Source organism: Eisenbergiella massiliensis, from assembly GCF_003435485.1.
This window is the reverse complement of record NZ_QVLV01000013.1, coordinates 25,165-47,708: the sequence shown is the minus strand read 5'-3', so window position 1 is coordinate 47,708 and position 22,544 is coordinate 25,165. Positions and strand designations below refer to the sequence as shown.

Here is a 22,544-nt window from a genome sequence, read left to right as displayed (position 1 = left end):
GAAATGGTGGAAATAATGGAACTGAAAGCGGCGGTTTGTGATGACTCTGCGGCCGATCGGTATCTGGTGAGCCAGATGCTGCGAAAGACGGCGGAGGATATGGGGATACCGGTTCGTATTTATGAGTATACGTCAGGGGAAGAACTGATGAAAGATATTTTCACGACGCATGATATTCTTTTTCTGGATATACAGATGCAGGGAATGGATGGCCGGGAAACGGCGGGAAAATTCCGTGCACAGAACAAAAATGCGGTGCTTGCTTTTGTAACAGGGGTGATTATGCCCACACCGGATATGTTCCGGGTTTATCCCTACCGTTATCTTCTGAAGCAGGAGCTGGCCGGCAAAGGCCGGGGGGATATGGAGGATATTCTTCGGGAGGCCCGGAGGCGTCAGGAAAGGGTTTATCTTAAGGCAGTATATAAGAATAAAATGATGCAGATAGATACTGACAGGATCCTTTATATTTCGCTTAGGAAAAGGGGCTGCCAGATATGGCTGGACCAGGAGCCGGAAGAGAACCCGGTGAACTGCAATTCACGTCTGGCTGAAATATATGAGGAACTGAAGGAACACGATTTTGTCTATGCGCATAACAGCTATATCGTAAATCTGAAGCATGTAATTAAAGCGGAGGGGAATGTGCTGGAGCTGGCGGACGGGACTGCCCTTACAATTTCCCGTTCCCGGAAGGAAGAATTCTGCAGAAGCTTTGCCAGGTATCTTGGCAGAAAATATAACAAAAAACAGTAATAAAAGATATACTTATACATATTTTTAACATTTATTCAAATTATAAAATGGTTTCTTTTGAAAAAACATATGTCCGTTACGCAAAGACACTACACTATAATAGTAAATGAAATAAAATTTATTTTTTGGCACCATTTTAGCAAAAACTATGCTATAATACAAAAGTCGCGTCCTGAATGTCAGGACATGACAACTTTGGGTTGGGAATTTGATGCCTGGCTTAAGGAAGACAATTGAGCAAATTGTATGCGATTATGAATTGTATGCAATAAATAAAAATTGTTTATTTGATATCATTCCCCAAAATGTATTATCTTTTTCCTGGCCAATGCATCAAGTTTCTCCCCAACAGCCCACATTTTTGATGCCAGGAATAATAAGGATTATTGTATCTGTTCAGTATCCTCACAGTTACAGATTATTTTTCAGCGCTGCCGGTATGGCAGCGCTTTTTTTCCCGCGGGGCGGGTTGGAGGAAGGAGAGACTTTGAAGCATAAGCAAGCCTCCGGATGCCCTGGCTTGTGCAGAAGAAATGTCGGGAATATTGTTGCCTGAATCCATATAAAGCCTGGCAGCAGTACCGTCGTCTGGACTGTTACAAAGCCTGAGAATACGCCGTTGGCAGGATTTTGTTAAGATTTACAATTTCGCCATTTTGTGCTATATTTTATAGATGTATGCTTTCGGATTTGAAATGGGAATTACAAAGGAGAAACTGAACAATGGCAGAATTAACGCCGATGATGCAGCAATACATGGAAACCAAAAAGCAATATCCGGACTGTATCCTCTTTTACCGTCTTGGAGACTTTTATGAAATGTTTTTTGAGGATGCCCTGACAGCGTCCAGGGAACTGGAAATTACACTGACAGGGAAGAACTGCGGTCAGGAGGAGCGGGCGCCCATGTGCGGGGTCCCTTATCATGCGGTAGAAGGATATTTAAGCCGGCTGGTGAGCAAGGGCTACAAGGTTGCCATCTGTGAACAGATGGAGGATCCCAAACTGGCCAAGGGGCTGGTTAAGAGAGAGGTGGTCCGGATTGTAACGCCCGGAACCAACCTGAATATCCAGGCCCTGGAGGAAAATAAAAATAATTATATTATGTGCATTGCCTACTTCGCCGGGAAAACAGGCATCTCCGTGGCGGATGTCACCACCGGCGATTATTATATGACCGAAGTGGAGGACAATAGGAAGCTTCTGGATGAGGTGATGAAATATTCGCCGTCCGAAATTATCTGCAATGATGCGTTTCTTGTAAGCGGCATGGAACTGGATGATTTGAAGGAGCGGCTGGGAATCGCCATTTATTCCCTGGAACCCCATTATTTCGACGACGATCTGTGCAGAAAATGCCTGATGAAGCATTTTGGCGTCAATTCGCTGTCAGGCCTGGGCGTGGAGGAATTCCCTAACGGGGTGATTGCGGCGGGATCGCTTCTTTCCTATTTATATGACACCCAGAAAATACCGCTGAGCCATTTTACCCATATTGAACCGTATCTGGTCAACAGGTATATGCTTCTGGACAGCTCCACAAGACGGAATCTGGAGCTGACGGAAACGCTGCGGGAAAAACAGAAGAGGGGCTCTCTTCTCTGGGTGCTTGATAAGACAAGGACGGCCATGGGGGCCAGGATGCTTAGAAGCTTCCTGGAACAGCCCCTGATCCATAAAAATGAAATGGAGGAACGGCTGGATGCCGTGGAGGCCTTCTGCAGCAATCCGGTGGCCAGGGATGAAATCCGGGAATATTTGAATCCTATCTACGATTTGGAGCGTCTGCTGGGAAAGGTGAGCTACAAGACGGCCAATCCCAGGGATTTGATCGCTTTCCGCAATTCCATGGAAATGCTCCCTCATATTAAAACCGTGCTGAAAGAGCTTCCGGGGACAGCCAATGAAAAAATAGAGCAGGAAATGGACGGCCTGGAGGATCTCTATCTTCTGATCTGTGACTCCATAGAGGAGGAGCCGCCTATTACCATCCGTGAAGGCGGAATGATCAAGGCAGGCTATAATGAGGACATCGATAATCTGCGCAGGGCGAAAACGGAGGGCAAGAACTGGCTGGCCGAGCTGGAAAATGCCGAAAGGGAGCGTACAGGCATTAAAAATCTGCGCGTTAAATACAACAAGGTATTCGGCTATTATCTGGAGGTGACCAAATCCTACCTGAACATGGTGCCGGAGGATTATATCAGGAAGCAGACACTGACCAACGCGGAACGCTATACCATGCCCCGGCTGAAGGAGCTGGAGGACACTATTTTAAATGCGGAGGATAAGCTCTGCACGCTGGAATATGATCTGTTCTGTGAAATCAGGGACCGGATAGCGGGAGAAATCGAAAGAATTCAGACTACCGCGAAGGCGGTGGCGAGGCTGGATGTATTCTGTTCCTTTTCCCTGGTGGCGGAGCAGAATCACTATGTCAGGCCGGTGCTGAACGAAAAAGGACAGATCAATATCAAGGACGGCCGCCATCCTGTGGTGGAAAAAATGATTGAGCATGATATGTTCATTCCCAACGATACCTATCTGGACAATAATTCCCACCAGATAGCCGTAATTACGGGACCGAACATGGCGGGTAAATCAACGTACATGCGCCAGACAGCGCTTATAGTGCTGATGGCCCAGGTGGGAAGCTTTGTCCCCGCAAGACAGGCGGCCATCGGAATCGTTGACCGTATTTTTACCCGTGTCGGGGCATCGGACGATCTGGCCAGCGGACAGAGTACCTTTATGGTAGAAATGAGCGAGGTGGCCAATATCCTGCGCAATGCCACCAGAAACAGCCTGCTCATCCTGGATGAAATCGGAAGGGGGACCTCAACCTTTGACGGGCTGAGCATCGCCTGGGCGGTGATTGAGCATATCAGCAACCGCAAGCTCCTGGGGGCAAAAACGCTGTTTGCCACCCATTATCATGAGCTGACCGAGCTGGAAGGCAAGATGAATAACGTGAATAATTACTGTATCGCCGTTAAGGAAAAAGGGGACGATATTGTTTTCCTGCGTAAGATTATTAAGGGTGGCGCGGATAAGAGCTACGGCATCCAGGTGGCGAGGCTGGCCGGGGTGCCCGATATGGTGATTGACCGGGCCAAGGAAATTGTGGAGCAGCTCAGCGATAACGACATAACGGAGAAGGTTCAGAGCATTTCCATAGTGGACGGGGGCGCGCCTGCCAGAAAGCAGGAGCATTATGACGAGCTGGATCTGGAACAGATATCCCTGTTCGATACGGTGACAGATGCGGATGTGCTGGACGAACTGAAAAACGTGGAGGTGAGTACCATGACCCCGCTGGATGCCCTGAATACCCTGTACCGCCTGCAGAACAAGCTGAAAAACAGATGGTAGGCAGCAGTGTCCCCGCAGGCTGCCGGGCAATTGCGGGCCAAGGCAGGACAGCGGTGAAGAAAGGAGACACAGATGGCGGAAATCAAACTGCTGGACAGCAGCACCATAGATAAAATAGCGGCGGGCGAAGTGGTGGAACGGCCATCCAGCGTGGTAAAGGAGCTGGTGGAGAACGCCATGGACGCAGGCGCAAAGGCAGTGACCGTGGAGATCAGGGACGGCGGCTGTTCTTTTATCCGCGTTACGGACAACGGGGGCGGAATTGAAAAGGAACAGGTGCGGAAGGCATTTTTCCGCCATGCCACCAGCAAAATACGTTCGGTTGAGGATCTGTACCGGGTAAGAAGCCTGGGGTTTCGGGGCGAGGCTCTTTCCAGTATCGCTGCGGTTTCCATGGTGGAGCTGATCACCAAGACGAAGGAAGAACTGACGGGAGTCCATTACCGCCTGGAAGGGGAAAAGGAACGGGATTTTTCAGAGGTAGGCGCACCGGAGGGCACAACCATCATTGTCAGGGAGCTTTTCTTTAATACGCCTGTCAGGAAAAAATTCCTGAAATCCCCGGCCACGGAGGGCAGCTATATATCGGATTTGATGGAGCATATGGCGCTTTCCAGGCCCGATGTGGCTTTCCAGTTCATGATGAACGGGCAGGTCAGGTTCCATACCTCCGGGAACGGAGATCTGAAGGAAATTGTCTATCGCATTTACGGAAGGGAGATTGTAAAGGAACTGATTCCTTTTTCCGTAAAAGAGGAGGGAATAGAAGTGGAAGGCTTCCTGGGAAGCCCTTCCGTGGTCCGCTCCAACAGGAATTTTGAATTTTTCTTTGTGAATGGAAGATACATTAAGAGCCCTCTGCTTTCCAAGGGACTGGAGGCAGGCTACAAGGCTTATCTGATGCAGCACAAATTCCCTTTTGCGCTGCTGCACATCAATATGGATACGGAACGGATTGACGTGAATGTCCATCCTTCCAAAATGGAAGTACGGTTCCATGATCAGCCAGGCCTGTATGCCTTTCTGGAAGAACAGGTGCGCACAGCCTTAAGACGCCGTGAAATGATACCGGATGTGACGCTGGATAACAGGAAAGAAAAGAAAAGGGCGGATGAGAAAAAGGCGGATGAGAAAAAGGAATCGCCCACAGTTCATACCGCTCAAAGCCAACAGGCGGCGCAGCCTGCACCTGCGGCGGAAACGGTTCAGGCACAGGTGGTTCAGGAAGCTGCTTCTTTAGAGCAGACGGCTCCGAAGAAGGAAAATGTGCGGGAAACGGCTGCATCGGCCTGCGAAAAAGCTCACAAAGAAGCACACAAAGAAGCGGGAACGGTTGCTTCGGAAAACGGACAGAAGAATGCGCCTGCCGGATCTGCGCGGGAAAATAAAGGCATGGAAGCTGCATCGGTCCGGCAGCAGGCACCCGATGCCGGATTAAATATATCAACAGAAACAGTTGCTGCGGCTGTCCCGGTTGAAGCGGCCGCAGAACGCGCCGCAGTCCCGCCGCCTTCCCGCCCAAAGCCGGAGGCACCGCAGCCTTTTGAGACACAGCGGCTTGGCCGCATGCTTCAGGAGGAAGAAGGGCAGTATACGGTAAAGGATGCCAGACAGATGGAGCTTTTCGAAGAAAAGCTGCTTACTAAAGAGGCGGTGCAGAGCTACCGGATATTGGGACAGGTATTCGATACCTACTGGATTGCGGAATATGAGGAAAAGCTTCTCTTTATCGACCAGCATGCCGCCCATGAAAAGGTGAAATACGAAGCCCTGATAAATAAGCTGGAAAACGGAAGCGTTGACAGCCAGATGCTCACGCCGCCTATCGTTTTGAACCTGTCGGCAAGGGAAGCCCATCTTCTGGAGGAGTATTCTTCCTATTTTGCGCAGCTGGGCTTCGAAATCGAGGAATTCGGCGGTAATGCCTATGCTGTGCGTTCCGTACCGTGCGATCTGTACGGACATTGTGAAAAAGAATTCCTGGAGGCAATACTGGATGAACTGGAGGAAGAACCGCCTCACGGCGCGCCAAAGGCAATCGCCGAAAAGCTGGCCTCCATGGCCTGTAAGTCTGCGGTAAAGGGTAACCACTCCATGTCACGGGAGGAAATGGCTTCGCTTCTTGAACAGCTGCTGCAGCTGGAGAATCCCTACCATTGCCCTCACGGCAGGCCTACGATTATTACCATGAGCAAATATGAACTGGAAAGAAAATTCAAGAGGATTATTTAAATTTACGCGGAGAAGGGAGTCAATATGGAAGAAAGGCAGAAAAAAGAACCTCTTATCATTCTGACAGGCCCCACCGCCGTGGGAAAGACGGCCCTGTCCCTGAAGCTGGCACAGAAGCTTCAGGGAGAAATTATCTCTGCGGATTCCATGCAGGTATACCGGCATATGGACATTGGATCGGCCAAAATCCTGCCCTCAGAAATGCAGGGCATTCCCCATCATCTGATCGATGTCCTGGAACCGGAGGACGAGTTTAATGTGGTTACCTTCCAGAAAATGGCGAAGCAGGCCATTTCCGATATCCGTAGCCGGGGGAAAATCCCCATTATTACAGGAGGCACTGGCTTTTACATCCAGTCGGTCCTGTATGATATTGACTTTACGGAAAATCCGGAGGATGACGCCTGCCGCAGGACGCTTGAGCAGACTGCGGAGGAAAAAGGGCCGGAATATCTTCACAAAATGCTGGCGGCCGTGGACAGGGAAGCAGCGGAGCAGATACATGCCAACAATGTAAAGCGTGTGATCCGCGCCCTGGAATATTATCTATCCACCGGAGAAAAGATATCTGCCCATAATGAGCAGGAACGAAAAAAACAGGCGGCATACAATGCCTGCTATTTCGTATTGAATGATAAACGGGAAGCCATTTATGATCGCATAGATAAAAGGGTGGACGATATGCTGTCCAAAGGGTTGCTGGAAGAAGTGCGCGGCCTGAAGGAGCGGGGCTGCAGCAGGCAGCTGGTTTCCATGCAGGGGCTGGGCTATAAGGAAATCCTGGGCTTTCTGGAAGGAGAGTACGATCTGGAAAGAGCCGTTTATCTGATAAAAAGAGATACCAGACATTTTGCCAAACGGCAGTTAACCTGGTTCCGCAGGGAAAAGGATGTTATCTGGGTGGAAAAGCCGGATTTTGCATCGGAAGAGGACATGCTTTCATTTATGCTGGAAAGCTGCGTGCAAAGGGGCCTGGTGGAGTAAGGAGGCCCGGAATGCCTGTGGTATTTCAGGTTTTGTATGGTAAGGAACAAGGAAACTGTCCAGCAGGCTGACGCTTTTGCTGTGAAGGAACTGAACAGTTATAAAATAAGAAGAAAAAATATCCGCCGCCGTAATTTGGCGGAAAGAAATGAGGAGACATGAAGGAAAGCAATATTTCAGATTTTTACCGGGAAATGGGAATCAGTGAACCGGTGCTCAGGTTCGGTGAGCAGGTGCTTAAGGAACTGAAGGGACGGTTTGAAGAAATAGATGAAACTGCGGAATATAACCAGCTGAAGGTATTAAAGGCCATGCAGGAAAATAAGGTGAGCGAGGCCTGCCTGCTGGGCACCACCGGCTATGGCTATAATGATTTGGGAAGAGAAACATTGGAGTCCGTATATGCCGCCGTTTTCCATACGCAGGATGCGCTGGTCAGGCCTCAGATTACCTGCGGCACCCATGCGCTTGCCCTGGCGCTCATGAGCAACCTGCGGCCCGGAGACGAGCTGCTTTCCCCTGTGGGAAAGCCCTATGACACGCTGGAAGAGGTCATCGGCATCAGGGAGTCCAGGGGCTCCCTGAAGGAATACGGCATCAGCTACCGTCAGGTTGATCTTCTGCCGGACGGGGGCTTTGATTATGAAAATATTGAAAAGGCCCTGAATGAACGCACCAGGCTTGTGACCATACAGCGGTCCAAAGGTTATCAGACAAGGCCCACGCTGTCCGTAAAGCGCATTGGCGAGCTGATCGCGTTCATTAAAAGCAGAAAGCCGGACTGTATCTGCATGGTGGACAACTGCTACGGAGAATTTGTGGAGCGCATGGAGCCAACGGATGTGGGCGCTGATATGTGTGTCGGCTCCCTGATTAAAAACCCTGGCGGCGGCCTGGCGCCCATCGGCGGCTACATCGCAGGCACCAGGGAATGCGTGGAAAATGCGGCCTGCCGCCTGACCTCTCCGGGACTTGGCAAAGAGGTGGGCGCGTCATTAGGTATCCTGCCCCAGTTTTACCAGGGACTGTTCCTTGCGCCGACGGTTACGGCAAGCGCCCTGAAGGGGGCCATTTTTGCCGCCAATATTTATGAACGTCTGGGCTTCGGCGTAGTCCCTGACGGGAAGGAGAGCAGGCATGACATTATCCAGGCGGTCACCTTCGGAAAGCCTGAGGGATTGGTTGCCTTCTGCGAAGGGATCCAGGCGGCCGCGCCGGTGGACAGCTTCGTGCGTCCCGAACCCTGGGATATGCCGGGCTATGACAGCCAGGTCATCATGGCGGCCGGTGCGTTCGTTTCCGGTTCTTCCATAGAACTGAGCGCAGACGGCCCCCTCAAGCCGCCCTATGCGGTCTATTTTCAGGGCGGCCTGACCTGGCCCCATGCAAAATTCGGCATATTAAAATCCCTTCAGCGCTGTGTGGAGGCGAAAGCCGTCCAATTGCCGCGCTAAAGCGATTCTTCTCCTGACGTATCCGCGGGGAACGTGTCAATCGCTGTCGAACAGGGCGAAATTTTTTACTTTTAGATTCTATACATGGATCTGGAAGTATGCTAATATAGGTAATGGCAACAAATACAAAGGATGAATGATGAAGAAAATGAAAAGTAAAAACGGATGGACCTGTCTGCTGCTTGTTCTGGCCGGAATTGTACTGGGAGGCTTCGTTGGAAGCCTGTTTCCCGCAAGCTTTATGAATTTCGGACAGACCTTCGGGTTTACAAGCCCGCTTATCCTGGATTTCGGGATACTGAGCATCACCTTTGCGCTGACGATCAAAATTACAATAGCAAGCATACTGGGGATAGTGATTGCATTGCTGATTTACCGCATTCTTTGAAAAGCTGTGGGCTTATGCTGTAAAAGTGAGTACATACAGGCGGCCGTACCCGTGAGGAGCGTTCGGAAACGTGAAGAAACGGGGAATTAAATGAATCAAACGAATCAAAAAGAACCATGCTATGAAGAGATGAAGCCCTATGAAAAATTTATGGCAAAGGGGCCGGAATATCTCTCCGAAGAGGAACTGCTCGCCATCATTATCAGGACCGGCACCAGAACCATGGATGCCCTGCAGCTGGCAAAGCAGGTGCTTGCCCTCAGCAAGGGCAGGGAAAAAGGGCTGCTCGGCCTGCAGCATCTGTCCGTCGGGGACCTTTGCAAGGTCAACGGCATCGGCCGGGTGAAGGCGGTGAAAATCAAATGCCTTATTGAGCTGTCACGCAGGCTGGCTATGGCGGATACTCGTGAGAGATTACAGTTTACCAAACCGGAAACTGTGGCAGACTATTATATGGAACGACTGCGGGGAAAGGAAACGGAGGAAGTGATTCTTGTGATGACAGATAACAAGAACCGCCTGATCTGTGACAGGACACTGTCCAAGGGCACCGTCAACTGTTCCCTGGTATCGCCCCGGGAGATTTTCCTTATGGCGATGGAATACCATGCTGTACATATCCTGCTGATCCATAATCATCCCAGCGGAGATGCCTCTCCCAGCAGACAGGATATTGAAATTACGAAACATCTGGCCCAGCTTTGCGGCATGATGCAGCTGCCCCTGACCGATCATATCATAGTGGGTGATAACTGCTATGTAAGCTTCAGGGAGTCCGGCCTGTTGAAATAAGGAAGGAGAAAATCATTTTGTCTACGAATGCTTTTGGAATCGATTTAGGTACGAGCAACATTAAGATTTACAGCGCGGCGGATGACAAGATCATGATTGAAAAAAACATGATCGCCGTGCAGAACAAGAAGACCGTTTTCGCTTATGGGGATTCCGCCTATGAAATGTATGAAAAGGCCCCCGGCAATATCCAGATTTCCTATCCGCTCTGCAACGGCGTTATCGCCGATATTAAGAATATGGAAACGCTGATCCGTTTTTTTGTGACGGATATGTCCGGAGGCAATATCAAGCCTGCCGACTTCTATATTGCGGTGCCTACCGATATTACGGAGGTGGAGAAGCGCGCCTTTTATGATCTGATCAAGGACGCCAACGTAAAGGCCCGTAAAATCATGGTGGTGGAGAAGGCGGTGGCAGACGGCCTGGGTCTTGATATCGACGTAAAGAATTCCCAGGGCGTCCTGGTAGTGAACGTGGGCTATGATACCACGGAGGTTTCCATCCTTTCCCTGGGAGGCATCGTACTCAGCCGTCTGATCAAGACGGGCGGTCTGAAGTTCGACGAAGCTATCCGCAGCGCGGTCCGCAAGGAATACGGCCTGCTGATCGGCGGAAAAACAGCGGAGGGCATTAAAAAGTCCCTGGCTGAGCTGGAAGAAGCGGGAACAGGTGCGGAAGTATTCGGAAGAGACATCGTGACCGGACTTCCCGTGGAACGGGAAATCCCTACGGAGCTGGTGGTTTCCTGCCTGGAAGAGCATTTTAATTCGATCATTGACTGTGTAAAGGTAATTCTGGAACGTACGCCTCCGGAACTGGGAGCGGACATTTACCGTCACGGCATTTATCTTACCGGCGGCGCATCCCAGATCAGCCATCTTGCGGATATGCTTGGCAAGAGCACAGGCCTGCGTGTCAATGTGGCGGAACGCCCCATTGAAAGCGTCGTTCTCGGACTTTCCAAGGTCCTGAACGAGGAAAACTATAAATCAGTTGCCTATGCAATTGAAGGGATGGGTAAATGAGTCCTGTAATCAAGAAGAAAAGAAACAAATTCACACTGCCCGGCAAGTATCTTCTTATGATTTTATCTGCGGTCTGTGTGATTCTTATGATAGTCACTTTCAGAACAGATCTGTTTGAAGGGCCTCTCAGGGCCGCCGCGGGCTATGTGGTGGTACCCTTTCAGAAGGGCATTGCCTCCGTAGGCGGATATATGTATGACCGGGCGGAGGAGATGGGGCAGCTGAAGGCTGTGCTGGAGGAAAACCAGAAACTGAAGGAGCAGGTGGATGAGCTGACAATGGAAAACGCCCAGCTCCAGCAGGATAAATATGAGCTTGCCAGCTTAAGGGAGCTTTATGATATTGATAAGGCAACCTCGGATTATGAGAAAATGGGAGCGAGAGTTATCGCAAGCGACTCCAGCAACTGGTTCTATTCTTTTACGATCGACAAAGGCTCCGACGACGGCATACAGGTGGACATGAATGTGCTCGCAGGCAGCGGCCTGGCGGGCCGGGTTGTCAGCGTCGGCCCCAATTATGCAAGGGTGCTTTCGATTATCGCTGATAATTCCAATATTTATGGAACCGTACTTTCCACCTCCGCTAACCTGATGGTTTCCGGAAACCTGCAGTCGGTGATGTCGGATGGGGTAATCCGTTTTGACCAGCTCTCCGATAAGGAAGACAAGGTATCGGAAGGGGATAAGGTAGTAACCTCGAACATAAGCAGTAAATATCTTTCAGGAATTCCCATCGGCTTCATCAGCTCCATCAATACGGCTCCCAACAATATGACTAAATGGGGCTATATTACACCGGCCGTGGATTTCCAGCACATTCAGGAGGTCCTGGTGATTATGGAGCTGAAGCAGCCGGTTCCGGATAAGGAATAGGGAGGAGGAAGCTTTTGAAAAGAAATATTATCTCCGTTTTTCTTATTCTGTTCTGCTTTATCCTCCAGTCCAGCGTGCTGCCTGCCGTTGCGTTCAGCGGTATCAAGCCGAACCTGCTCATCATACTGGTAGCGGCCTACGGCTTTATGAACGGTGAAAAAAACGGAATGCTGATTGGCTTTTTCTGCGGCCTTCTTGCAGACATTTTCAGCGGGAATGTAATAGGCCTTTATGCGCTGCTTTATATGCTGACCGGCTACGTCAACGGCACCTTCCAGAGGATGTTTTATCCGGAGGATATCAAGCTGCCGTTGATTCTGATTTTAGTAAGTGATATCGGCTATAATTTCGTATGCTACTGTCTGCTGTTCCTGTTGAGGGGACGGCTTGAACTGGGGTATTATTTCCTGCATGTGATACTGCCGGAAGCCGTATATACGATAGTGATAGCCTTTGCGGTATATCCGCTGCTTCTGCTGATACATAAAAGGCTGGAAGCCGCGGAAAAAAGGAGTATGGAATAATTGTTTGAGAGATTCAGAGACAACTTTTTTAACTTTATAAACTCCAGGCTGATTGTACTGACTCTTGTTGTGCTTCTTATGGGCGGCGTTCTGATTCACAGGGTTTTCGTCCTGCAGATTGTCAATGGGGAAAATTACCTGAACGAATTTTCCCTGAAGATCAAAAAGGAACGCTCCATTCCCAGCTCCCGGGGCAAGATTTTCGACCGGAACGGCAAGCTTCTTGCCTACAATGATCTTGCTTACTCCGTGACCATAGAGGATGTGTATGAATCAGATAAGAACAAAAACAAAAATCTGAATGCCACGCTGCTGGAAACCATCCACATTATTGAAGGCAACGGAGACAGCGTTATCAGTGATTTTAACATTTTTTTAGATAAAAACGGGGAGTATGCCTTCAGCGTGTCGGATACGAAGCTGCTTCGTTTCCTGGCGGATATTTACGGACATGCTTCCATTGACAGCCTGAAGGAAAAGGAAAAAAATGCCACGCCTCAGGATGTGATAGATTTTATGGCCACCAATTATGGTATTGGCGAACGGACGGATCCGGATGACAGAACCACCTTTGTACCCGGAAAAGGCTATACGAAGGAAGAAGTATTGAAGCTTGTCATTATCCGCTATGCCATGAGTGCCAACAGCTTCCAGAAATACATACCCACAACCATTGCCACGGATGTGAGCGAGAAAACGGTAGCGGCGGTCAAGGAGAACAATGATGCGCTGCTGGGGATTGATATTGCGGAGGATACCATAAGACGGTATGTGGACGGCACCTATTTTTCCCATATAATCGGCTATACCGGAAAGATTTCCTCAGAGGAGCTTAAGAGCCTGAATGAAGAAACGAGTCAGGGTGGGGATGATGAGGGACGGTATGAAATGAATGATACCGTAGGAAAATCCGGAATTGAAAAGGTGATGGAAACCTATCTGCAGGGTGAGAAGGGCCGGGAAACCATATATGTGGATAACCTGGGCAAGGAAATTGATTCGGAGGGACGGGTGGAGCCTGTCGCCGGTAATGATGTTTATCTCTCCCTGGATGCCGATCTCCAGGAGGCTATCTATAATATCCTGGAGCAGAGCATTGCCGGCCTGCTTCTTGAAAAAATTGAAAATATCAAGGAATTCAATCTGGCGCCCAATGCAAAGACCTCCGGTATAAGGATTCCGATAGATGATGTATATTTTGCACTGTTCAATAACAATGTAATCAATCTGGACCATCTGGCCTCTCCTGGGGCAGAGGAAAACGAAAAAGCGGTCTATGAGGCCTTCCGCCAGAAGAAGGAAAAGGTATGGAACTGGCTGACACAGGAGCTGTATCAGGACAGGACTCCTTATAATCAGCTGAAGGAAGAGTATCAGAGCTACGAAAGCTATATCGTAACCAATCTTCTTATTAATGATACCAGGGTCCTGAAGGTGGATACTTCCGATGAGGTTTACAGGACATGGACGGAAGAGGAAACGATTTCCCTGAGTGAATTCCTGGAATATGCCATTGCCCAGAACTGGGTGGACGTGAGCCGTCTGGATATGGATACGCAGTATGCGGATTCTTCTGAGGTTTTCGACCGTTTGGCGGAATATATCAGCCAGGAGCTGGAAAAGACATCCTTTTATAAAAAATTGTATAAATATATGATCCGGGATAATTCAATCAGCGGGAAACAGGTATGCCTGGTACTGATTGAGCAGCAGATTGTTTCTGTTTCTGAGGAACAGCGCGCGGCCCTGGAAAATGGCAGTGTTTCCGCATATCAGTTTATGCGGAAGCTAATAGAAAACCTGCAGATTACGCCTGCACAGCTGGCGCTTGATCCTTTTTCAGGCTCCTGCGTTGTGGTGGATCCCAATACCGGCGAGGTGCTGGCGCTTGTCAGCTATCCCAGCTATGATAATAATAAGCTGGCAAACGGTATTGATGCGGAGTATTATGCATCGCTTCAGAACGATTTGTCCCTGCCTTTGTGGGACTATGCGACGCAGATGCGCTCGGCGCCGGGGTCTACCTATAAAATGGTGGTTGCTTCCGCCGCGCTGATGGATGGTATCATCAATCTGTCCAGTACGGTAGACTGTGTGGGAACCTTTACACGGTACTCTGATACTGTGATGAGATGCTGGAACAGATCCGGACACGGCAATCTGAACGTAACCGAGGCAATCACGCATTCCTGCAACTATTTCTTCTATGAGATGGGCTACCGTTTTGGCCAGTCAGGAGATCCGGAGAGCGGTACAGACTTCAACCTGGCGAATGAACGGATGCGTGAGTATGCGGATCTTTACGGGCTGACGGAAAAATCCGGCATCGAAATTGAAGAATCCGCACCCCAGTTTTCCCTTGTCAACCCTTCCCAGTCCGCCATCGGGCAGGGCGAGCATAACTACACTACCGTGGGGCTTGCCAGATATGTGGCGACAGTTGCCAACAGCGGTACCTGTTATAACCTGAGCCTGCTTGATAAAGTAACGGATCGAAGCGGAAACCTGCTGAAAGATTTTTCGCCGGAAGTACGCAATACCATAGAAATGCCGACCTCCTACTGGGATGCCATTCACCGCGGTATGCGCGGTGTGGTGGAGGCCAAAAAGTATTTTGTTGATTCAGGCATCATTGCCGCCGGTAAGACAGGTACGGCGGAGGAAAGCAAGACACGGCCTCCGCATGCCGTATTCGTGGGCTATGCGCCCTTTGACAAACCGGAAATCGCCCTCGCCACCAGAATCGGAAACGGTTATTCCTCCGATTATGCGGCGCAGATTTCCTGTAAGGTAATGCAGTATTACTTTAACCCGGATAGGGAAGAAGAAATTATCAGCGGCACCGCAAACCATCTTGAGGCGGTTACCTCTGCAGGAGACTGATAACCGATGCGTGCCGGAACACACTGACGGGAGCAGGATTGAAGTTTTCAATTCCCCTTAAGCAAAGGTGTGCAAGGGCACACAGACGGGAGTAAGCGATGAAAAATGCCGTAATTGTTAAAAGCTTTCAGAGCGGGCTTATCCTGTATCTGGACAAAGAAATAGAATTCGAAGAGCTGCTGGAAGAAGCAGCGGCAAAATTTAAGGAATCGGAGCGCTTCTTCAAGGATGCCGCCGTGGCGGTATCCTTTGTGGGACGCAGCCTGACCCTGGAAGAGGAAACCAGGCTGGTGGAAGCCATTATGGATAATTCCAGCCTGAACATCACCTGCATTGTAGGCAGGGATGAAGAAACCGAGAGGTTTTATGCCAGGGCCCTGGAGTGCGTCGGAAGGAAGAAGGCGCAGGAGGAATCTGCCGGGCAGTTCTACCGGGGAACCCTGAGGAAGGGACAGATTCTGGAAACCGAATCAAGCATAATAGTTCTGGGAGATGTAAATCCGGGATCCAGCGTGATTTCGGCCGGAGACATCGTTGTACTGGGAAGCCTGCGCGGCAATGCCTATGCGGGCGGCAGCGGACGATCGGAGCATTATGTGGCAGCGCTTGAAATGGCCCCGCAAAAAATTAAAATCGGGGATTTCAAATATATTACCAATGAAAAAAGTAAATGGGCCTTCGGGTCCAAAAGGGAGGAACGGACAGACGGGAATCCCGGAGGAATACAGCCGCAGATGGCTTATGTGGAAAATAACAGCATAATCCTGAAACCAATTACGAATGAATTACTGAACGCCCGCTGAAAAAGGGACGCTCAGGGGACAAATATTTCTCACCGGAGGTATTTGCATGAGTGAAGTAATTGTTGTTACGTCAGGAAAAGGCGGTGTGGGCAAAACGACCACGTCCGCAAACGTAGGGACCGGCCTGGCTGCCATGGGCAAAAAAGTCGTTCTGATAGATACCGATATAGGTCTTCGGAATCTGGATGTGGTCATGGGGCTGGAAAACCGGATCGTATACAATCTGGTGGATGTGGTTGAAGGCAACTGCCGTGTAAAGCAGGCATTAATCAAGGACAAGCGCTACAGCAGCCTGTATCTGCTTCCTTCCGCCCAGACCAGGGACAAAACATCCGTCAATGAAAGCCAGATGATCAAACTGATTGAGCATCTGAAAAGCCAGTTTGATTACATCATTCTTGACTGTCCGGCAGGCATTGAACAGGGCTTTAAGAATGCCATAGCCGGCGCGGACCATGCGCTTGTTGTCACTACGCCGGAGGTTTCTGCCATCCGCGATGCGGATCGCATCATCGGCCTGCTGGAAGCCCATGAATTTTCAAAAATCGACCTGGTCATCAACCGTATGCGCTTTGATATGGTGAGAAGAGGAGATATGATGACGCCTGATGACGTGGTTGACATTCTCTCCATTCCTCTTATTGGTATTGTGCCGGACGATGAAAATGTGGTTATTGCCACCAACCAGGGCGAACCGCTTGTAGGGAACAACACGCTGGCAGGACAAGCCTATCAGAATATCTGCCTCAGAGTCCTGGGAAAGGAAGTGCCATTCCTGGATCTGGAACATCCGGTCTCCTTGTGGGCAAGGTTTACCGGAATATTTCATAAGAGTCAGGAGGGGCGGATATCATGAGATTACCTAATTTATTCAAAAAGAAGAGTTCCAGGGAAATTGCAAAGGACAGGCTTAAAATCCTCCTTATCTCAGACCGGGCTGGCTGTTCGCCTGAAATGCTGGATATGATTAAGCAGGATATCGCCAAGGTTATTTCCAAGTACATGAAAATAGACACAAACAATATGGAAATCCAAATCAGTAAATCCACCATCCGGGGCAGGGGCAAAAACCCGACCCTGTATGCGGACATTCCAATCCTGGATCTCCATAACTAGCTCGGATACACTGTCTGCCGTACATTTCCGGTGCGGCGGACCGGAGGAAAGAATGCTGAAAAGATACAAACTAAGAAATTACGACTTTAAACTGATTCTGCTGGTGCTTGCCATATCCATAATAGGCATTATGGCTGTGGGAAGCGCTAAGGAATCTCTGCAGAGCAAGCAGATTGCCGGTGTGGCGATGGGAATTGTCCTCATGATATTCATTTCATTGATTGACTATTCCCAGCTGCTTCGGCTATACTGGTTCTATTATATTTTTTCCATAAGTATACTGGTTGCGGTTTTGATATGGGGAGAAAAGGTGAACGGCGCCAGGCGGTGGATCGATATTCCGCATCTGTTTCAGTTCCAACCGTCAGAAATTGCAAAAATTTTATTGATTTTATTCTATGCACAGTTTATTATGAAATATAAGGAGAAGTTTAATACATTTAAAATACTTCTCTTGTGTGTGGTGTTGATGCTGCCGGCTATTATTCTTGTATACAAAGAGCCTAACCTGTCCACAACAATTTTGTACTGCATTATTTTCTGCGTACTGATGTTTGTGGGCGGCCTTAACTACAAAATAATAGGAGGAGTTTTAGCTGTGGTTGTGCCGTCTCTGGCGATCGCTTTTTATCTGGTGATGCAGCCCGGACAGCAGCTGATTGAGAATTATCAGCTGACCCGTATCCTGGCATGGCTGAATCCGGAGAAATATGCGGATGCCGAGGCCTATCAGCAGCTCAATTCGGTGATGGCTATAGGTTCGGGCCAATTATGGGGGAAAGGCCTGAACAACAATGTAATAGCGTCAGTAAAGAACGGCAATTTCATTTCAGAACCTGAGACAGACTTTATTTTTGCCGTAATCGGGGAAGAGATGGGGTTCGTGGGTGCCTGTATTGTGATCGTACTGCTCATGCTTATCGCATTGGAATGCATTTCCATTGCCAGAACAGCCAAGGATACCTCCGGAATGATAATTGCTTCCGGTATGGCCGCGGTGATAGGCTTCCAGAGCTTTATGAATATCGCGGTAACCACAATGATTATGCCGAATACAGGAATTCCGCTTCCCTTTGTCAGCAACGGTATGACGTCTCTGCTGAGTCTGTTTATAGGAATGGGATTCGTACTGAACGTTCGATTACAGAGAAAAAATTTATACTAGTATAGGAGAAGGTTGCTATGAATATTGCATTGATTGCGCATGACGCAAAGAAAAAGCTTATGCAGAACTTCTGCATTGCTTACAGAGGAATTTTGACTAAAAACGAGCTTTTTGCTACGGGTACGACAGGAAGGCTGATTGAAGAAGTGACCAATCTGAACGTCCACAAGTTTCTTGCCGGGCATTTGGGAGGCGAACAGCAGATAGGGGCACAGATTGAACACAATGAAATCGATCTTGTAATTTTCCTTCGGGATCCGCTGACACCCAAGTCCCATGAACCGGATGTCAATAATGTGGTGCGCCTGTGCGATATCCATAATATTCCGCTTGCTACCAATCTTGCAACTGCAGAACTGTTAATCAAATCACTTGACAGAGGGGATTTGGAATGGCGTGAAATGTACAAGTAATCTGAAGAAGAAATTCCTTGCCAGGGCAGCCTGTGTCTGTTTGCTGTTTTCGGTGTCCGCCGGGACGCTTGGCGGCTGCGGCAATAAGGAAATACCCTTTGCCTATAACCCCAATTATGAGGTGTCCAGCTATCGGGTTGTAAATGAAGTATCCAGCGTTGTTGCTTCTTCCTTTGCAGAGAACCTCTGTGTGGTGAACAGTGATGTGGGAACCGACAACCAGGCTGTTGACATGACGGAAGCCACGTCAGCCGGACTTTTTGATCTTAACAGCAATAAAGTCATGTATGCCAAGAATATTCACGAAAGGCTCCAGCCGGCCAGCCTGACCAAGATTATGACTGCGCTGGTTGCGCTTAAGTACGGCAATCCGGACGATTTAATCACGGTAACCGATGAAGCGGCCATTACGGAATCCGGCGCTGTTCTCTGTGGCTTGAAGACGGGAGATCAGCTGACCCTGAACCAGGCGCTGCATGCCCTGCTCATCCATTCCGCCAACGATGCCGCAGCAGCCATTGCTGTTCATATCGGAGGGAGCCTGGACGGCTTTGCGGAGCTGATGAACCAGGAAGCACTGGCAATCGGAGCGACAAACAGCCATTTTGTGAATCCTCACGGACTGACTGAGGACAATCATTATGTTACGGCATATGATTTGTATCTGATATTTAATGAAGCATTAAAGAATGACCTGATTAACGAAATCATTCATATGACCAGTTATGAAACGGTGTTTATGGACAAGGACGGCAAGTCCAAAACCTTTTCCTTTACGACCACCAATCAGTACCTGAAAGGGACTTACAAAGCGCCGGAGCAGGTTACTGTTATCGGAGGAAAGACGGGAACGACCAGCGCGGCCGGAAACTGCCTGATCCTTCTCTCCAAGGACACCTCAGGGAATCCTTATATTTCCGTAATTCTCCATTCTTCGGACAGGGCAGTCCTCTATACGGAGATGACAGAGCTTTTAAATGTAATTAATTAAAAAGGTTGTTTTTTAATCAGATATCAACTATAATAATATCATATTTAAAAGGCGTGTAAGAATCGCCAATTTACTTTAGGAGGGATTACAATGGTTCAGTTAATCGTAGGCAAGAAGGGGAAAGGCAAGACAAAACAATTATTGGATAAAGTAAACACCGAAGTAAAAGAAGTCTCCGGAAATATTGTCTATCTGGACAAAAGTACGAAGCATATGTTTGAACTGAATAACAAGGTAAGGCTGATTGATGTTTGTGAATTCATGGTGGAGAACAGCTCCGAATTTATCGGTTTTATCTGCGGTATCGTTTCCCAGGACCGTGACCTTGAAAAGATGTTTTTAGACAGCTTCCTGAAGATCGCCTGTCTGGGTGATGATGGTGATATCCTTCCGGTAGTTGAAAAGTTGGAAAAAGTCAGTGAAAGTTTTGGCGTTGATTTCGTTCTCAGTGTTTCTAAGGACGAGCAGGAATTGCCCGAAAGCCTGAAATCGAAGATTATTGTATCTCTTTAAAATAAAGGATAAAAGCCTCGGATGCTTTCCGGGGCTTTTTTAAACGGATTGTTGCCGCAGGGAGGCACCAGCGGAAGCAGCTGGAGGCACCGGCGGAGGAAATGAAAAAAGTGACCCGGAGGAATGTGGATTGGCTGGCAGGAATAACGGTAAAATCAGACAATACAGGAAACCGCTGAATATTAATCTGGGGATAATTATCTTTAGTGTTATTTTCATCTATATTGTTATCTGCGTTTTCCTTTACTTTACGGATAAACATATTATGGGGTACGAGGTAAAGACGGGTTCTCTTTCCGTCGGCAATGTATATCAGGGGATCGCGCTCAGACAGGAAACCATTGTCATGAGCACGGATTCCGGATACATAAATTACTATGCGAGGGAAGGGGAAAGAGTCGGTTCCGGCAAGCTGGTGTGCAGTATCGATGAAAGCGGCCAGCTCAAGGAGCTGTTCGATGCCAATAAGGCGGAGGATACGCAGCTGTCTGACAGCGATCTTTCCGATATCCGGAGTGAAATTACAGGCTATATGAACGGCTTTGACAGGAAACAGTTTTCCGGGGTATATGATTTCAAATACTCTCTGGAGGGTACAGCGCTGAAGCTTGCCAACATCAATGTGCTGCAGGATCTGCAGTCGCTGAATTCTTCCGCCTCTTCCCTGATAACGCTCTGCAGCGCGCCGGTTTCCGGCATTGTGGTTTATTCCACTGATGGTTTCGAGGCGGTTTCGGCGGATCAGATTACCGCTGATATGTTTGACAGGGAGAAGTATGAGAAGAAGCAGCTGATAAACAATGACCTTGTGGCGGCGGGAGATACGCTGTACAAGCTCTCCACGGATGAAAACTGGTCTATTGTCATCCAGATGGATGCGGAGCGTGCGCAGGAGCTTCTGGAGGAAGACTATGTACAGGTACGTTTCCTGAAAAACCAGTTCAGTTCCTGGGCCAAAGTGAATGTGCTCAATAATGCGGACGGGAATACTTACGTAAAGCTTGACTTCAATAATTCCATGATAACCTTCTGTGCGGACCGCTTTATTGATATTGAACTGGTTACCAAAGAGGAACAGGGGCTGAAGGTGCCCAATTCCGCCATAGCGGAAAAGGAATTTTTCCTCATCCCCAAGGATTATGTAACCAAAGGAAATAACAATGAAAACGGGGTTTTGAAGGAAACCTATACGGAAAACGGTGAAGTTACGACAGAGTTTATTGCCACCTCCATTTATTATGAAACGGATGATGATTACTACATCGACAATTCCATCCTGGAGCTGGGCAACAATCTGGTGAAGCCCGATTCTACGGACAAGTATACCATATCCCGTAGCGCTACGCTGATCGGGGTTTATAATATCAACAAGGGTTATGCCGATTTCAAGGAAATACAGATCCTGTCCCAGAATGATGAATATGCGATAATCAAATCCAATACGACCTATGGACTGAGCGCTTATGATCGGATTGTGCTGGATGCGGAGACGGTGAACGGGGACGAATTTATCAATGACTGACGTTAGCTGAAAGGAGAGGCATATGATTAAGGAGAATCTGAACAGAGTACAGGAGAACATCAGGAATGCCTGTGCCAGGGCGGGACGGAAGGAAGATGAGGTCACCCTGATTGCGGTCAGCAAAACCAAGCCGGTTTCCATGCTGGAGGAGGCCTATGCGCTGGGGGTCCGGGATTTCGGGGAAAACAAAGTACAGGAGCTGGTAGACAAGGCAGGGCAGCTGCCGGAGGATATCCGCTGGCATATGATTGGCCATCTGCAAAGGAATAAGGTAAAGTATATAATTGACAAGGTATACCTGATTCACAGTGTTGATTCTCTGCGGCTGGCGGAGGAAATCAGCAAGGAAGCGGTAAAGCACGGCGTTACGGCGAACATATTGATTGAGGTGAATGTGGCAGGCGAGGAAAGTAAGTTTGGCGTTTCGCCGGAGGATACGCCCGGACTTATTGAGGAGATTTCCAGGCTGCCTGCAATACAGGTTCGCGGGCTTATGACGATAGCGCCTTTTGTCGAAAAAGCTGAAGATAACAGGATAATTTTCAATGCATTACTAAAGTTATATGTTGACATAAGTAGAAAAAACATTGATAATGTACATATGGATTTTCTTTCAATGGGGATGACTGGGGATTATGAGGTGGCAGTAGAAGAGGGTGCCACCTTTGTACGCGTGGGTACGGGAATATTTGGTGAAAGATCCTACCGGATAACGGAATAGCTGTCCGGCAGT

20 protein-coding genes are annotated in these 22,544 nt (G+C 48.8%); all 20 read left to right on the top strand.

Annotated features, from left to right (window positions below; translation table 11 throughout):
• The first annotated feature begins 15 nt into the window (after positions 1 to 15).
• The 20 genes from DXC51_RS17925 to DXC51_RS17825 all read left to right on the top strand — a co-directional run bounded on the left by DXC51_RS17925 (position 16) and on the right by DXC51_RS17825 (position 22,532).
• On the top strand, positions 16 to 756 hold the full coding sequence (locus DXC51_RS17925; RefSeq protein WP_181970130.1) for a LytR/AlgR family response regulator transcription factor: 741 nt from the start codon (positions 16 to 18) through the stop codon (positions 754 to 756).
• A 723-nt stretch (positions 757 to 1,479) separates the two neighbouring features.
• Positions 1,480 to 4,128 (top strand): DNA mismatch repair protein MutS, encoded by a 2,649-nt coding sequence (gene mutS, locus DXC51_RS17915; RefSeq protein WP_117545078.1) that lies wholly within the window; start codon positions 1,480 to 1,482, stop codon positions 4,126 to 4,128.
• Positions 4,129 to 4,200: 72 nt separating this feature from the next.
• Positions 4,201 to 6,360, top strand: coding sequence for a DNA mismatch repair endonuclease MutL (gene mutL, locus DXC51_RS17910; RefSeq protein WP_117545077.1), 2,160 nt, complete (start codon positions 4,201 to 4,203; stop codon positions 6,358 to 6,360).
• A gap of 24 nt (positions 6,361 to 6,384) precedes the next feature.
• Positions 6,385 to 7,344, top strand: coding sequence for a tRNA (adenosine(37)-N6)-dimethylallyltransferase MiaA (miaA, locus tag DXC51_RS17905; RefSeq protein WP_117545076.1), 960 nt, complete (start codon positions 6,385 to 6,387; stop codon positions 7,342 to 7,344).
• Positions 7,345 to 7,502: 158 nt separating this feature from the next.
• A complete protein-coding gene (locus DXC51_RS17900; RefSeq protein WP_117545075.1) occupies positions 7,503 to 8,798 on the top strand; it encodes a methionine gamma-lyase family protein in 1,296 nt (431 codons plus the stop codon).
• Positions 8,799 to 8,946: 148 nt separating this feature from the next.
• Positions 8,947 to 9,186, top strand: coding sequence for a DUF4321 domain-containing protein (locus tag DXC51_RS17895; protein WP_025490080.1), 240 nt, complete (start codon positions 8,947 to 8,949; stop codon positions 9,184 to 9,186).
• A 90-nt stretch (positions 9,187 to 9,276) separates the two neighbouring features.
• Positions 9,277 to 9,978, top strand: a complete 702-nt coding sequence (gene radC, locus DXC51_RS17890; RefSeq protein ID WP_021633892.1) for a RadC family protein — start codon at positions 9,277 to 9,279, stop codon at positions 9,976 to 9,978.
• Positions 9,979 to 9,995: 17 nt separating this feature from the next.
• Complete coding sequence (mreB, locus tag DXC51_RS17885; RefSeq protein ID WP_021633893.1) at positions 9,996 to 11,006, top strand: rod shape-determining protein; 1,011 nt, start codon at positions 9,996 to 9,998, stop codon at positions 11,004 to 11,006.
• Complete coding sequence (gene mreC, locus DXC51_RS17880) at positions 11,003 to 11,881, top strand: rod shape-determining protein MreC (RefSeq protein ID WP_021633894.1); 879 nt, start codon at positions 11,003 to 11,005, stop codon at positions 11,879 to 11,881. The genes mreB and mreC overlap by 4 nt, the downstream gene beginning before the upstream one ends.
• A gap of 14 nt (positions 11,882 to 11,895) precedes the next feature.
• The gene (gene mreD, locus DXC51_RS17875; RefSeq protein WP_021633895.1) at positions 11,896 to 12,405 is read left to right on the top strand and encodes a rod shape-determining protein MreD; all 510 of its coding nucleotides are present in this window, start codon (positions 11,896 to 11,898) and stop codon (positions 12,403 to 12,405) included.
• Positions 12,406 to 15,288 (top strand): penicillin-binding transpeptidase domain-containing protein, encoded by a 2,883-nt coding sequence (locus DXC51_RS17870; protein WP_117545074.1) that lies wholly within the window; start codon positions 12,406 to 12,408, stop codon positions 15,286 to 15,288.
• Positions 15,289 to 15,386: 98 nt separating this feature from the next.
• Positions 15,387 to 16,091, top strand: a complete 705-nt coding sequence (locus DXC51_RS17865) for a septum site-determining protein MinC (protein WP_025490078.1) — start codon at positions 15,387 to 15,389, stop codon at positions 16,089 to 16,091.
• A 46-nt stretch (positions 16,092 to 16,137) separates the two neighbouring features.
• Positions 16,138 to 16,947 carry a septum site-determining protein MinD gene (gene minD, locus DXC51_RS17860; RefSeq protein ID WP_025490077.1) on the top strand — a complete coding sequence of 270 codons (810 nt, stop codon included), beginning with the start codon at positions 16,138 to 16,140 and terminating at the stop codon, positions 16,945 to 16,947.
• Positions 16,944 to 17,207, top strand: a complete 264-nt coding sequence (gene minE, locus DXC51_RS17855) for a cell division topological specificity factor MinE (RefSeq protein ID WP_021633899.1) — start codon at positions 16,944 to 16,946, stop codon at positions 17,205 to 17,207. The genes minD and minE overlap by 4 nt, the downstream gene beginning before the upstream one ends.
• A gap of 52 nt (positions 17,208 to 17,259) precedes the next feature.
• A complete protein-coding gene (locus DXC51_RS17850; RefSeq protein WP_021633900.1) occupies positions 17,260 to 18,372 on the top strand; it encodes an FtsW/RodA/SpoVE family cell cycle protein in 1,113 nt (370 codons plus the stop codon).
• Positions 18,373 to 18,389: 17 nt separating this feature from the next.
• Entirely contained in the window at positions 18,390 to 18,785 is a 396-nt protein-coding gene (locus tag DXC51_RS17845) for a methylglyoxal synthase (protein ID WP_021633901.1), read from the top strand.
• Complete coding sequence (locus tag DXC51_RS17840) at positions 18,769 to 19,776, top strand: D-alanyl-D-alanine carboxypeptidase family protein (protein ID WP_021633902.1); 1,008 nt, start codon at positions 18,769 to 18,771, stop codon at positions 19,774 to 19,776. The genes DXC51_RS17845 and DXC51_RS17840 overlap by 17 nt, the downstream gene beginning before the upstream one ends.
• 90 nt (positions 19,777 to 19,866) lie before the next feature.
• A complete protein-coding gene (locus DXC51_RS17835) occupies positions 19,867 to 20,289 on the top strand; it encodes a hypothetical protein (RefSeq protein WP_021633903.1) in 423 nt (140 codons plus the stop codon).
• Between the two features lie 130 nt (positions 20,290 to 20,419).
• A complete protein-coding gene (locus DXC51_RS17830; RefSeq protein ID WP_025490075.1) occupies positions 20,420 to 21,811 on the top strand; it encodes a biotin/lipoyl attachment domain-containing protein in 1,392 nt (463 codons plus the stop codon).
• Positions 21,812 to 21,833: 22 nt separating this feature from the next.
• The gene (locus tag DXC51_RS17825) at positions 21,834 to 22,532 is read left to right on the top strand and encodes a YggS family pyridoxal phosphate-dependent enzyme (RefSeq protein WP_021633905.1); all 699 of its coding nucleotides are present in this window, start codon (positions 21,834 to 21,836) and stop codon (positions 22,530 to 22,532) included.
• Positions 22,533 to 22,544: the final 12 nt, after the last annotated feature.

Excerpts from the sequence above, each read along its gene's own strand:
- DXC51_RS17925 (WP_181970130.1), top strand. The coding sequence starts at position 16 with ATGGAACTGAAAGCGGCGGTTTGTGATGACTCTGCGGCCGATCGGTAT.
- mutS (WP_117545078.1), top strand. The coding sequence starts at position 1,480 with ATGGCAGAATTAACGCCGATGATGCAGCAATACATGGAAACCAAAAAG.
- mutL (WP_117545077.1), top strand. The coding sequence starts at position 4,201 with ATGGCGGAAATCAAACTGCTGGACAGCAGCACCATAGATAAAATAGCG.
- miaA (WP_117545076.1), top strand. The coding sequence starts at position 6,385 with ATGGAAGAAAGGCAGAAAAAAGAACCTCTTATCATTCTGACAGGCCCC.
- DXC51_RS17900 (WP_117545075.1), top strand. The coding sequence starts at position 7,503 with ATGAAGGAAAGCAATATTTCAGATTTTTACCGGGAAATGGGAATCAGT.
- DXC51_RS17895 (WP_025490080.1), top strand. The coding sequence starts at position 8,947 with ATGAAAAGTAAAAACGGATGGACCTGTCTGCTGCTTGTTCTGGCCGGA.
- radC (WP_021633892.1), top strand. The coding sequence starts at position 9,277 with ATGAATCAAACGAATCAAAAAGAACCATGCTATGAAGAGATGAAGCCC.
- mreC (WP_021633894.1), top strand. The coding sequence starts at position 11,003 with ATGAGTCCTGTAATCAAGAAGAAAAGAAACAAATTCACACTGCCCGGC.
- DXC51_RS17865 (WP_025490078.1), top strand. The coding sequence starts at position 15,387 with ATGAAAAATGCCGTAATTGTTAAAAGCTTTCAGAGCGGGCTTATCCTG.
- minD (WP_025490077.1), top strand. The coding sequence starts at position 16,138 with ATGAGTGAAGTAATTGTTGTTACGTCAGGAAAAGGCGGTGTGGGCAAA.
- minE (WP_021633899.1), top strand. The coding sequence starts at position 16,944 with ATGAGATTACCTAATTTATTCAAAAAGAAGAGTTCCAGGGAAATTGCA.
- DXC51_RS17850 (WP_021633900.1), top strand. The coding sequence starts at position 17,260 with ATGCTGAAAAGATACAAACTAAGAAATTACGACTTTAAACTGATTCTG.
- DXC51_RS17845 (WP_021633901.1), top strand. The coding sequence starts at position 18,390 with ATGAATATTGCATTGATTGCGCATGACGCAAAGAAAAAGCTTATGCAG.
- DXC51_RS17835 (WP_021633903.1), top strand. The coding sequence starts at position 19,867 with ATGGTTCAGTTAATCGTAGGCAAGAAGGGGAAAGGCAAGACAAAACAA.
- DXC51_RS17825 (WP_021633905.1), top strand. The coding sequence starts at position 21,834 with ATGATTAAGGAGAATCTGAACAGAGTACAGGAGAACATCAGGAATGCC.